The organism is Streptomyces sp. NPDC039423 (assembly GCF_055598725.1).
The window spans coordinates 15,708-28,181 of sequence record NZ_JBVKAH010000012.1 but is presented as its reverse complement, the minus strand read 5'-3'; the positions used below and the strand labels follow the sequence as shown (position 1 = coordinate 28,181).

The 12,474-nt window shown below is 66.2% G+C and carries 10 protein-coding genes and 1 pseudogene; 5 read left to right on the top strand and 6 right to left on the bottom strand.

What is annotated here, in order from left to right; translation table 11 throughout:
• Positions 1-122: 122 nt before the first annotated feature.
• The 4 genes from ACZ7LK_RS28895 (at position 123) to ACZ7LK_RS28880 (ending at position 4,640) form a co-directional block, all read left to right on the top strand.
• A complete protein-coding gene (locus tag ACZ7LK_RS28895) occupies positions 123-860 on the top strand; it encodes a DUF6545 domain-containing protein (RefSeq protein ID WP_471144146.1) in 738 nt (245 codons plus the stop codon).
• Positions 861-960: 100 nt separating this feature from the next.
• Positions 961-2,340, top strand: coding sequence for an FAD-dependent oxidoreductase (locus ACZ7LK_RS28890; RefSeq protein WP_471144144.1), 1,380 nt, complete (start codon positions 961-963; stop codon positions 2,338-2,340).
• Positions 2,337-3,272, top strand: coding sequence for a phytoene/squalene synthase family protein (locus ACZ7LK_RS28885; protein ID WP_471144142.1), 936 nt, complete (start codon positions 2,337-2,339; stop codon positions 3,270-3,272). The genes ACZ7LK_RS28890 and ACZ7LK_RS28885 overlap by 4 nt, the downstream gene beginning before the upstream one ends.
• Positions 3,273-4,064: 792 nt before the next feature.
• Positions 4,065-4,640 (top strand): hypothetical protein, encoded by a 576-nt coding sequence (locus tag ACZ7LK_RS28880; protein ID WP_471144140.1) that lies wholly within the window; start codon positions 4,065-4,067, stop codon positions 4,638-4,640.
• Between the two features lie 848 nt (positions 4,641-5,488).
• On the opposite strand, the gene ACZ7LK_RS28875 is transcribed toward ACZ7LK_RS28880, so the two are convergent.
• From ACZ7LK_RS28875 to ACZ7LK_RS28855, 5 genes are all read right to left on the bottom strand, one after another.
• The gene (locus ACZ7LK_RS28875) at positions 5,489-6,061 is read right to left on the bottom strand and encodes an SUKH-4 family immunity protein (protein ID WP_471144138.1); all 573 of its coding nucleotides are present in this window, start codon (positions 6,059-6,061) and stop codon (positions 5,489-5,491) included.
• A gap of 17 nt (positions 6,062-6,078) precedes the next feature.
• On the bottom strand, positions 6,079-7,626 hold the full coding sequence (locus ACZ7LK_RS28870) for a nucleic acid/nucleotide deaminase domain-containing protein (RefSeq protein ID WP_471144136.1): 1,548 nt from the start codon (positions 7,624-7,626) through the stop codon (positions 6,079-6,081).
• A 105-nt stretch (positions 7,627-7,731) separates the two neighbouring features.
• Complete coding sequence (locus tag ACZ7LK_RS28865) at positions 7,732-9,126, bottom strand: WD40 repeat domain-containing protein (protein ID WP_471144134.1); 1,395 nt, start codon at positions 9,124-9,126, stop codon at positions 7,732-7,734.
• A gap of 254 nt (positions 9,127-9,380) precedes the next feature.
• Positions 9,381-10,268 (bottom strand): SUKH-4 family immunity protein, encoded by an 888-nt coding sequence (locus tag ACZ7LK_RS28860; RefSeq protein ID WP_471144132.1) that lies wholly within the window; start codon positions 10,266-10,268, stop codon positions 9,381-9,383.
• Between the two features lie 356 nt (positions 10,269-10,624).
• Positions 10,625-10,876 (bottom strand): response regulator transcription factor, encoded by a 252-nt coding sequence (locus ACZ7LK_RS28855; protein WP_471144130.1) that lies wholly within the window; start codon positions 10,874-10,876, stop codon positions 10,625-10,627.
• Between the two features lie 203 nt (positions 10,877-11,079).
• On the opposite strand from ACZ7LK_RS28855, the gene ACZ7LK_RS28850 reads away from it, so the two are divergent.
• On the top strand, positions 11,080-11,517 hold the full coding sequence (locus tag ACZ7LK_RS28850) for a hypothetical protein (RefSeq protein ID WP_471144128.1): 438 nt from the start codon (positions 11,080-11,082) through the stop codon (positions 11,515-11,517).
• Positions 11,518-11,889: 372 nt separating this feature from the next.
• On the opposite strand, the pseudogene ACZ7LK_RS28845 reads toward ACZ7LK_RS28850, so the two are convergent.
• Positions 11,890-12,315, bottom strand: a pseudogene (locus ACZ7LK_RS28845) (transposase); the annotation flags it as partial.
• Positions 12,316-12,474: the final 159 nt, after the last annotated feature.

Below are 12,474 nucleotides of genomic sequence, written 5' to 3'. Positions count from 1 at the left end.
GCCATAAGTGCCCAGGGAGTACGCACTATCCGCTCGCGCGCCAGATCGACGAACCAGACGGCCGAAGCCCTCCAGAAGCAGCAGTAGTCGCGGCTCGGCGGAGTGCGAGGACCGAGCCCCATGTGCAGGCGTTCCTTGCGATCTTTTTGATCATGCTCAGTTGCGGCACCCTGAACACCTACCGTCAAGCGCGGCGCACCCGGCTGGAGGACCCGCGCCTCCAACACGCTCTCCACTATTTTTCCGTGAGCATGTTGTTGGTCTGGGGATACGTCGTCTGCTTCGCCCCGGCCATCGTGGCTGCTGCCCTCGGCTCTCAGGCCCTCGACGGTATCGGTGTCCTCGGGGCAGGCTTCGGCTCCGCGGGTGCCCTCACCACCAGCTATGGCATGACCGGTGCTGCCGTCCATGCGTGGCTGCGGGAACGACGCGACCTCCGTGCGCTGCAACCTCTGTGGGAGTTGGTCGTCGCCGGCGTGGACCGCGATTTGGCCTTCAGCCCCACCAGCGCTTACAGCGGCCGTCTGATGAACGTCCGCTTCATGCTGCACCGCCGCGTCATCGAGATCCTCGACGGCGTCCGCACCGTGCGCCCTTGGATCGCCGAGCAGCCACTGCACACCGTCGCGGAGCTGCGCAGAAGTGGGCGATTCAAGGTCGCAGAGGAAGACCTCGAATCCATTATCACGGCCGTGTTGCTCAAGGACGCCGTCGGCGCCGTCCCGGCCGCTCGTGTCCCTTCCAGGAGAGAACACCGCGGCGGCCGACGAGCGGGCGCGGCTCATCAGCGTGTTCAGAGCGCTCAACCACCCGCTCACCCTGGCTGCTCAGCGGCTGTACTCGGCCGAGCTGCTCCCTGAGCCGACCGCTCCTGCCGGCCGGCCAGGTAGCCTCCGCTGAGGCTCTCTAAGCAATCCGGCCGTGTCCACGAGCCGGGCAACCATCGGTCTCTTGGGGAAAATGGTGCAACGGGCGATAGTTCTCGGCGGTAGCTTCGCGGGCCTTCTGGCGGCTCGCATTCTCAGCGACCACGCCGAAGAGGTCGTGATCGTGGAACCGGAAACGCCGGACGACAGCACACCCACCCGTGGTGCGCCACACCGGGCTCAGTTGCACGCCCTCCTCGCCATGGGACACACCCAACTGGAGCGCTGGCTGCCCGGACTGACCGAGGAACTCGTCGAGGGCGGAGCACTTCTGGGAGCCGGCCCAGCGGTGCGGTTCTACGTCGATGGAGTACTCAAGCCCCCGGTCGCGCGGCTCAGCATGCTCGGCGCGTCGCGTCCCTACCTCGAGGGGCACGTCCGCCGACGCGTCACCGCCCTCCCGCACGTGCGTCTCCACAGCGGCGTGGCCCGCGACCTGGTCCTCAGCGGAGACCGGGTCGCCGGCGTCAAGGTCGGCGTCACGGCTGGCGCGTCCGAGGCGATCACCGCGGACCTTGTCGTTGATGCCATGGGCCGGTCCAGCCGGCTCGGCTCGTGGCTTGAACGCCACGGATGGGGAGCAGCTCCGGTCGACCGCATGCGGGTCGACCTCGGCTACGCCACTGCCACGTTCCGGCGTGGGACGGAACTCCCCGGCACCGTGATCGCCCACTCGACACCCGGGCCGGCCAGCGACTACCAGCCCGCGATCGTCGAGCCAGGAGCGCTGGCGGCGATCGAGGGCGACCGATGGAGCGTCGTGCTGGCCGGTTACGCCCGCCACGCTCCCGGTACCAGCAAGGACGAGTTCCTTACACGTATGCGCCGCTGTGTTTCACCGTTGAGGACGGTCGCGGACTCGTGCTCCATGGACAGTGCGGTCGAGCCCTTCCACTTCCGGGAGAGCCAGCGGCGCACCTACACCGACCTCAACCGGTTCCCCGGCGGTTTGGTCGTGGTCGGTGACGCCCTTGCGTCGGTCAATCCCGTCTACGGGCAGGGGCTGACCGTTGCCGCCCTTCATGCCTCCTGCCTGTCCGCGCATCTGAACTCGGGAGCCGACCCGCATGCCCCCGCCTGGGGGTACTTCCGCCGTTCCGCAGTGATCGTGGACGCGGCATGGCGGCTGTCCACCACGGCCGACCTTGCGCAGCCGCACGTTCTCGGACCGTACCCGCGCGGATACCGGTTCCTGCGGTGGGCGGGGGACAGGATCACGGAGGCCTCCGTCGTGGACCCGGTAGTGAACGAGGTCTACATGAACGTCCTCCACATGCGAGCCCACCCCAAGGCGCTGACACGTCCGCGTCTGCTGTGGCAGACCGCACGCGCCCTGACGGCATCACGGCACGGTGCCGCCCCAGCCGGGGCAGAAGCCGGCTCGAACCGGTCCGTGGCGCGTGGTGAGCGATGACGACCAGCTGGTCACGGACCCTGGAGCGGGCGCGCATCCCGGCCGGACCGCTGCGCCGGGACTACGAGGCGCAACGCCGGACCGTGGCGCGTTTCGCCAGGGCGGAATATGTCGCGGCCCGGCTGTTCCTGCCACCTGAACTGGTACCCGACGTCCTCGCAGCCGTCGCCTTCATGCACGAGACGGATGACCGCATCGACCGCGGGAACCACCAACAGCGTTCGGCAGCGCTGCGGGCCTGGACGAGTGAGGTGCACCAGGTGCTGCGCAGTGGAGAAGCGCACCGCCCGGTGCTGCGAACGCTCCTGCACACGGCCGCACGGCACCCCCAGCTCACCGGGTACGTGCAGACCTTCCTCACCGGTGCCGAGGCCGAGGTCGGCTGGCAGGGCTTCGCGAATGAGTCGCAGCTGCACGAGTACATCGAGGCCTATTCTCTGCCCGCGTTCATGCTCACCGCGTGCCTTCTCGGTCAGGGCGCCCCGAGCCCGGCGTTCCGGGCAGGGTGCCGGGACCTCATCGAAGCGATGCAGCGTCTGGACTGGATGGAGGACTTGGCGGAAGACCTGCCGCTGGGGCGACTGGGCATCGCACGCACCGAGATGACTGCCCACGACGTTACGCCTGCGGATCTGCTTCCCCAGGCGGACAACTCAGTCGCGGTGGGACGACTGCTCGCCGGCCAGGTGGAACGTTCCAGAAGCCTGCTGACCCGGGCGCATGGCCTCGACGCCGAAGTTCTACCCGCTGCCCGCCCGTTTGTCCGAGCGCTGATCGCGGTGCAGTTCTTACGGCTTCGGGCGGTCGAGTCCAAAGGCCCGGCGCTCCGTGAAGGACCTCCGCGGACCCCGGCAGTGGCTGCCTTACGCGTACTGGGGCGCGAGTACCTGCGCAGCCAATCCGCACGGCAACAACTGTTGTCGAGGAGCTGACGGGCGCGGGCTGCCGCGCCGTACCGGCCCGCTGGCCACGGACGACCGCTCCGGTGACGGGTCGACGGGTCCGGGCTCTCGAAAGGTGTTTCACGGCGGCCCGGACCGCGCCCGCCCCGCTCCAAGCAGCACCTGATCGCCGACCGTCATGAAACCCCGCTCGCCGTCACCGGCAGCACATTCCTTGGCGACCTCATCGTGAAACGATCGGTCAGCGCTTGTGGCCGTCATCAGCGTCGTGGGGCTCGGAGCGTGCCAGACCCAAAAGGCCCCGGATCAATGGCACGACGCTTCGCCGTCGGTTGCCCGGCAGGGACGAGATGGTTCGCGCTCCTGCGTCGGATCGGTCTGCTCGCCTACCGGACGAAAGGCACGCGCGTGAGCGGGGTCGGCGGCCAGGCCAGCGAGTTCGTCCGCATCCTCCCTCCAGCCTTCGACGACGACCTCCACCTGCGTACAGGCCCATCCGAGCGGTACATCCGCGGCGTGCGCGGCATCGACCCGGCCGGCCTGCCCCTCATGAACCGTTTGGCCCGCTTAGCCTGCCGCTCCGCACGCCGTCCTGCCAGACGCCCCCGCTCCCGCCGGCCGCGCTCGATCCCCTGTTGCACCCCAATAGGGGCTGGTACTTCTACGGTTTCCCCTACCGGTATTCCTACGCTTCCCCCCTGAGAACCAGCTTTCCGGCGGAAGGGCCGACGCACCCTCCAGCGAGTCGGGCACCGCAAACAGCGGCGCCGACTGAATGCCGTCGGACGCCGCTTCCAGCTCGCCCGCGAACTCAGCGTCCAGGTGCCCTGGCTCGGCCGTGCGAGCGTTGACCGGATCGCCTGGGTCGTCCGCGACGTGGCGGATGCCGGATGGACGGCCACTGACGTCATCGCCGTACTCGGCCTGCAGGACCCGGCCCGCCGCGTCCACCGGCCGTCCGGCTTCCTCGCAGCTCGCCTTCGCGGAGCCCACGCCTTATACAGCACCCCTGAACGCCGCGCTTCTGTCGTCGCCTGGTGGCGGGAATCGCGCCGCGCCGCAGAGGCCCGGCACACCGAATGGAACGGCCCGTGGCAGGCGCCCACCAGCCGCGTCGTCGCAGCGGAGGTCAATGCTGCCATCGCCGCAATGCACCCGCCGCCGGACGACGACATCATGCCGGTCTACGAAGTCGGCCAAGACGGTCTCGTAGCCCTTGAGCAACTCACCCGGGAAGAAATCATCGGCATTCGCGCCGCCGCTGAGAAGGACCCTTTGCTCGTCAAGACCACCATCGCCGTCTGCGGCGAGGTATATGCCCGTCGACTGTTCACCCACCGTCTGGTTGGCCAGGTACGGCGTCTTGACAGGGCTGGAGGCCTTGTCCCGCTGACATGACCGCCACCGGCCACCAGGACCTCCAAGGCCCGCAGGGCGGCACGGCGGCCGGCGGGCTGGTGGCCGGTCAGGCGCTGTCCGAGCTGGGGCACTCGACCCTCGGTAGTTCAGACGGCCGGGGTGGCGGCCGCTCCGGCGCGCGAGCCGGTAGCCTTTGCGTCGGTCAGCGGCTGCGCCACCAGGGTGTCGCGGCGGGAGTCCCGGCCAGCGCAGTGTGTCCTGACCGGCGTTGCCCAGCCCGGCTGGCCGCCGTGAGCCACCGTGTTGTTCGTGACGGCCCCGCAGCCCGGCCCTGGCCCCGCTCCCGGGACCCGGCCGGGGGAGCGGGCGCCGGACTGCGGCGGCCTGCTGCGGGAGATCGCCGCCTATCCGCTGCGGCTGTACGACCTCCTGCGCGGCCGCGACCACATCTGGTGCTGTACGCGGACGGGGCGGTGGACGAGCGGTTCGACACCCCTCGAGGCGGTGGTGCGGGAGGCGTCCGGGGGCCGGGTGGACGCCCTTCGCGGTGCTCGCCGACGGCACGCCGGCTGGCCCGGTACGGCTGCCGGTGTACCGCGACGGCCGGGGCGCGTTCGGACGGCTCTACGGGGCGGCTGGCACAGGCACGACGGCGTTCGTCGTCCGCCCGGACGGCTACCTGGGCGCCCGGCTCTCCCCGCCCACCCCGGAGGGCCCTTGGGCGGGATCCTCAGGCCTGTGTCTGCTTCTGTTCTGGCCGCGGTCGGTCGGATCCGGTCCGCTCAGTTGCGCCCTTTGTGCATGGGGGGGAACGGTAACCATCAGACGGGAGTCGCCGAATTGGGCATGGGAGCGGTCGGGCCGGCGGCTAAATCAGCTTTCCGAGATCAACCCCACATGCCCATGGCGATTTCGTCGAAGAGGGCCGACCATGGGCTGTCGCTGTGCAGAGGTGTCTCATCGTATTCAGCGATACGCTCTTTCATCTGTTCCACTGCTTCGATCCTGGCCTGATAACCGGCATCATCATTGGGTAGGCCCTTGTACCGGTCTTGCCATTCTTTCAGGATCATAAGTGACTGTACTAGCGATGACGCGTCACCGTGCAGGGGTACATAAGAATCCTCGCCCTCGGGAAAGGCGTAGATCTTTCCGTCGCTAGGGTCGATGGCGACCATGGCGTACTGAAATTCGCCCAAGACTTCCCATTCTTCAGCTTCAGGCGGGCATTCCTCCCCTTGCATCTCGAATTCACGTTTCAGGCTGTGAGCGCACAGGGTCCGGGTGTGGCCGTCTAGGTCCAGTTTCGGCGAGAATGTCTCGTTTGAGGGGATCCCAACCCGGGACAGGAAGAGTGCAGTGTCCGCGTGTAGCCGCTGGTGAGCGGAGCTGGGGAAGTAAGTAACCCCGGTCAGCCCGAAAGTGTGCAAGACGTCATCGGGTGTAATGGAAGTCAGCATCTCAACCGCCTCTCGAGTTACGGGTGGCCTTGGGACTTGTGGCGCTTCTGCAAGTCTTCCATGTATTTACGGTGTTCCGCATCTCTCTTGTACAGGCTTTTCTCGGTCTGATCATAGTCGTTGGCGTGGGTGACTTCCAAATTCGGGTTCTTTGACTTGAAATGGAGATCCAGCCATTGATCGCATTTGGGTGACAGCTGACATGGTTCTCGTTCTGTGTACACCTCCTGGAGGCCTGCTTCGCGACCATTCTTGAGTAGCGGATACCCGATTGTTCGCTCGGAGTGCGGACCCTGGCTGTCACCAACGAGAATCATTTCCCGACCGGTGTCCGGATCGACGTAGCGTCCTGCCGCAAAATTCGTTCCGCGGTAGTCGTTCTTGGCGTACCGGGCTATCTCGGTTGCGCGAGAAAGGTCAGTGCTGCCGGGTTGAATCTTGGTGGAGCTGACCTTAGGTCCTTTTCGCTTCTGAGGAACGTTCCAGTCGTGCTTCTCTCTTGGTGCGGGACGCCAGGCAGTTCCATCCTTTTTATCTAGGATGTTCCAGATGCCTGAGTCATCGGATTTGGATAGCTTTTCCGTGTCGCCGCTGGGGAGCAGTACCTGTACGGAGCCGTCGGCGTTGAGAAGGTACATGGGGACGTCGTCGGCATCATGCTTGTCGACCTTGCACTTGTCGATCTTCTCCTTTGCGGCAGTGTCAGTTCCCTTGTGATCTCCCTTGCTCTTGTCGATCTTGCCACCGTGGTCTTCGAGAGTCTTGACCATCTCGTCGGCCTTCTTCTCGACCGCGTCTTCGGCCTTATCCATCGCGGTGGCGAGCTTGTGGAACCGGCTGTCTTTCTTGACGGAAGTCTTGCGCTGCGCGCCGCCCTCCTTGAAGGTCCCCTTCTTCTTGTCGAAGTTGGTGGCGGTCTCCTTGTAGCCGCCCGCAGCCTGTTCGAACTCGTCGAACTCAATGACCAGTCCTTGGGCCATCTCGGAGCTGCCCGACGCCATGACGTCGTAGGTGCCGCCCGTAGTGAACAGCTTCTCGATCTCGGCGAGGACTTTGCCTTCGATTTTGTCGGTGACGATCGTGGTGATCTCGTCAATGGCGTAGTCGATGGCCTCTTGGATGATCAAGCGTGCCGCTCCGATGGCTGCGGCGGACAGCAACCCGCTGAGGCCGGCAGTGAAGAACATGCCGACGACGCCGGCGGTAGCCGTGGCGGCGGTGGCGGTCAGCTTGGTTATGATCGCGATCTTGCAGCCGAGGATGAGGTCGGCACAGGAGTCCAGAGCGCCGGCGAGATCGTCACATCTGTTGGCGAAAGTGGCGAGGTCTCTGGTGGTGAGGGTGCCCCAACGTCGGTCAATGGCCTTGACCGTCTCGCCTTTGCTCTTGCCGCCAACGATGTGGGAGCAGGCTTTGTTTCCTTCCTTGACCGCGTCGCGGATGCCCTCGGCCAGGTTGCGGTAGTCCTTGGCCGAGGCCTTGACTTCATCCTCGTCGATCTGTGGCCAGTCGACACCGACCAGGTCGAGTACCTCCACCAGGTCATCCGGTAGCTGCATGCCCATCGTTACCCCCTTGCTCAACCGCCCAACTCTCCGGGGCGTGGTGATCAACCGTCAAGTTCCGGCAGGGGGGCCCGTGAAACCAGTCCGGCCAGGGGGCTTGGGCCCTCAAGTCTCCGGATACGCGGCGAGGCAGGTGAGGGCCTGGTCCGTCCCGACGAACAGCCGGCTGTCCTCGGCCAGGGCCACCGCGTGGACGGGACGGCCCGGCCGGAACCTGCGCTGAGTACCTGTTTCCCAGTTAATGCAGTCCACTGTGCCGTCGCTCCATGCGACTGCGACCGCAGGTCCTTCTGCTGTTCGTGCGGCGTCGAGGTATACCACGGGGAACGGACGTTGGAGCACAGGTGCGGCCAAGGGGGGATGTCCGGGAGACCAGACACGCACCGTGCCATCAGCTCCGCCGCTGTAAATGACCGGCATGGCCGCTTCACCGTCGCCGGGCAGATGGAGACCGGCTACGGCGGTTACCGGTCCCTGGTGCAGGGACATCGCATCCGACGCCTCTCCGTGCACGCTGACCGTGCCCTTCCCGGTGCCTGTCACCACGAACCCGGTGGCCGGTCCAGGGATGGTGGCAAGAGCGGTCGCCGTGTGCTGTTTCAGCTCTGCAAGGAGGCACTCCACGTCAGTAGGGTGGGCTTCAAGAAGAGCTGCAAGCCCAGACGTTGTGGGCTGCGCGGCCCATGTGGTGTCTGCATCCACGTGGCCACTCTCGTCGAGCAGGAGGAGGGTGCCGTCCGCCATGACAGCTATGGACCGGCATCGTCCGCTGACGGTCGCCGTACGCCCGCGGGCCGTCGCATCACTCATGCTCACCACCCGCACGGTTTTCTGGTGGTCGGCCACCAGGAGGCAACCGGCCAGCGGGCCAGCGCCCGTCGCCAGGGCCATGGCCGGCCCTGGCCAGGGCGGGGTCACATCTCCTCGGACACGACTCCACTCCAGTCGCCATGGTGCACCCTTGGCCAGATCCGCAAGGGCTGGAGCAAGTCTGGGGTCGGCGCGGTCTCCCAGCACAGAGGCGAGCGTCAGGGCGCGTGCCGCCGGCGGCTGCTCTTGGCACAGGGACTGTCCCGCCCGAAGCCACGCCGAGCGCAGACCGCCGTGATCCTGCTCATCCTTCTCGTACACGGCGGTAACCGTCCATGGGTCGGCTGAGCAGATGGCGACCGGGTCGGAGAGATCGACCCGCACACTGTCAGTGGCGGGCATGACAGGAACGGGGGCCGCCGTCATGTGCGCCCGCCATTGCTCGTACCGGGCCTGGTCCCTCCACTGATCGAGATCCAGGTTCATCTCCGCGCAGGGGGTCCGGCTGAGGAGACGGTGAGCAGAGCTGGCGGTGCAAGTCTCCACGATGAGCCGCACGTTGGTTAGCGGGGCCAGGGAGAAAACGAGCTCGATGGCGCTGTCCGCGTGGAAATCCGGCAGGACGATGACGGTGCGGCGGCCATCTGCCCCCAACGCCGCCGCGAGATGCTCCGTAGTGCTGGCTGTCACGCCAAGTTGGTTCGCCAGCGCCCACACAGTGCTCTGCAAGCTGTCGCCAGCCGAGGGCACGACAGCGTGAACAGCACGTTCCGCGGGGGCGTTCTTCTGAGTGCCGTGGTGGACGAGCCAGGCCAGCAGCGCAGACTTTCCACACCCTGCCGAACCGGAAACCAGGCACAGACCAGGTGCATGCGGATCGACGAGCCAGCCAAGGAGGGCCGTAGCGGCAGGTTCCCGGCCGGCAGCCGGGCGCTCCCAGGGCATCATACGCGCCTCGCCTGTTCAGCAGCGTGCCTGATCAACTGCTGCAGCCCCTCTTCACGGGACTCCGCTGTGTCACCGTAATCAAAACTGTGGGTGAACTGCGCCTGCGGAAAGACGGCCCGCATCCAGACCGCGCAGTAGTGCCCCGGCATGAGACACGGCTCCAGTTCGCAATAGACACGCCGGATACGACTTGCCTCCACACCATCAGCGGACAAGCGATGCCAAAGGGCCTCTTCGGGATGCAGACGCCCAGGCCCTGCCGCCTCCGTGACCACATGCCTCTCCCCGGCGGCATCCACATACTCGAACGCTGCCGAGAAGGGAAAGTTCAGCGTGTGCCGAATGTCGTCAAGCACCCGTGGCCACCACGACTCCCGCTGCTCAAAAGCCGCTCCGTCGACACGCCGAAGTTCCGCGTTCAAGTCGCGGAAGACAGCCGCCGCTTCCTGCAACCCCGACGACGCGGCGATGACAGGCTGCGCACGGTCCAGGGCCAGAAGTGAAGCATTGAGCGCGGCGAGATCTGTGTTGACGAACATGTCATCCGCCACGTCTTCCAGTACGACGGCTTGCACAGCGCCGTCAGGACGGACACACATGTGTGCCAGCCCGTCGAAGCCGATACGCAGCCACGATTCCAGGGCGGCGGGCGCACGAGGCCCCGAAGACTGTGCTGCCACAACTCCAAGTCGTACCGGCTCATGCGTAGCAGCAGCCCGCCAGTAAGGCCGGACCCCGCACGGCACTCCGACCTCAGTCAACAGGGCCCTCGCTGCGTCCGGAAGGCGTGCGTCCCAAAGGCTGTTCGCCTTGAACTGCCTCATGCCCTCCTGGCCGAAGTGCTGAAGCAGCTCGTCGGGGCTTTTGGGGGCGGGTGAAGACATGTCTACCTCTCTGCAACAACCGGGCTGTGGCCATGACCTTAGTCCCGACACGTTTAGCAACGGGCCTGGCAGGTGCCTCCACAGGCGGCGGGGACCGGAACTAGCTCCCTCAGAGCCGTTGGCCGCCGCCGAAATGCCCGCAGCATGGGGTGCCACACTGGCCGGTGCGTAGCACCGGCCCGTGCAGTCCGGCGAACCATCTGGGTGGGTGGGCGGATCCTGCTCCTGCTGGCACCAATCGCTTACGCACGTGGTCGGTACGTCGTTCGAGGACGCCAGCCTCATGTTCGCACCCCGTTTCCTGCACGCTTTCGCCGAGGAGCCGATGGCAGAGCGGGAGCGTACATGCCCACCGATCAGAGCCAGCCGCGTCTCGTCGCGTGGAATCCCGCCTGGAAGCGGCTGGCGGCTTCCAGACGTTCCATCAGCGACGACATCATCCGGCGGACGGTACGCAGTGAGACGCCCAGCCTCCGCGCAGCCACTTCGTCGGTCTCACCGGCCGCGATGATCTTCAGGAGCGCGCGCTCGGTAGGGCTGCAGCCGTGGTCGTCTTCCGGCGCCGGCTGCCCGAAGGACGTGGCGGTGACCCACATGTGCTCGAACAAGGCGAGAGCAGTGCCCACGATGCCCGGGCTCTGTGCCTCGAGGGCTCCTTCTCGTGGCTCCTCCGGATTGAGCGGGAGGATTGCAGTCGTGCGGTCAATCACGCCGTCGGCTCGGCCTGGATCCAGGCCTCGGTCTTATTGCCCTCGTCCCGGGAGATGAGTGATCGCGTACGCTGCGCTTTCGCAGCATTCGAGGGGGGACCATGCGCAAGATCCACAAGCTGTTGCTCGCAGTCTTGGCGGTCGTGATCGTCGCGGGGGCGGCGATGTTCGTCATACAGGACCGGAAGGAGGAGGCGGAGCGTGCGGCGGAGCGGGAATCGCTTCGCCTTGCCGCCGAGAGCATCTTTCAGGCCAGGGCCGACAAGAAGGATGCGGAGTGGCGGCGGCACGCCGCCCCTGCGGGACGTGTGTGGAGTGTGGCACGGGCGAAGGTCACTTTGAACCGGGTGGAGATGCAGGGGAAGCGCGCCAAGGTCTGGATCCAGGAAATCACCACGCCCTACACGACCGCCAGCTCCGGCGCCGATCAACGGCCTGACGTCCCGTACGCGGGGCAGTACGTCTATGTCTTCGAACCAGCCAGCGACACCTGGACGCTTGTCAAGGACGTCACAAGGCAGGAGCTCATCGGCGACTGACCAAAGGCTCGAGAACGAGCCCGAAGCGACACGGCTCTGCCCCGGCATCCGGACCCGGTCGAGGACCATGAACGGTGCAGACGTTGCCGCGGGCATCGGTAGGCTACGGCGAAGCCGGAGGATGTCCCGGGAGGGCGGCTGTCACCGAGTGGCTAGCTGTGGGCCTGTTCCTTCGGATTTTTCATTCTGGGCCGGTGCCCTCGCCGCGCACCTCGCCCGCTCCGGCGCCAGCTGACCGCACCACGCTCTTCCGGCCGGGTTGTCCTCTGACATCGGAGCTGGACCGTTTCCCACTGGAGTTCGACCACCTCGTCATGGACGTTGTCGGCGATGCTCGAAGTTTGCAGAGGGCGCCCCGCTGCCAGTCGCCTATTTCCTGCCGACGATCTTCTTGCCGGCGTCGATGCCCTGGCCGACAGCCGGGACGCTGGTGGAGGTCTTGACGCTCTGGGCGTCGATCACACAGGCCGACGGCTCGCCATCCCGTCCCTCCTTCTCCCGCAGCAGCTGCCGGAGCAGGCCGTTGAGCTGGACGAACACACCCTCGTCCGCCCACTTGGCGAAGTAGCCGTAGACCGTGTTCCAGTACGGGAAATCGTGCGGGAGATAGCGCCACTGCACCCCGGTCCGGTCGACATACAAGATCGCGTCGATGATGTCGCGCAGATCGTGCTGGGGTGGCCGGCCGAAGTCCAGGGCCCTGCCCCGGCGCTCGAAACGCCAGGCCGCCAGCACCGGCTCGATCAACTCCCATCGGGCATCGGACAGATCACTCGGATACAGACGTCGCTTCGCCATGCATCCGGAGTACTGCCGCAGACCGAGTGCGCCCAGGCGCGCAACGATGACGACGGAAGCACACAGTTTGAAAGCCGGGCATCTCGGGATGAGACAGGAACGAGCCATCCCTCGCCTCAACGATCACCCCTCCAGCCCATCGATCGCAGCCACACCCAC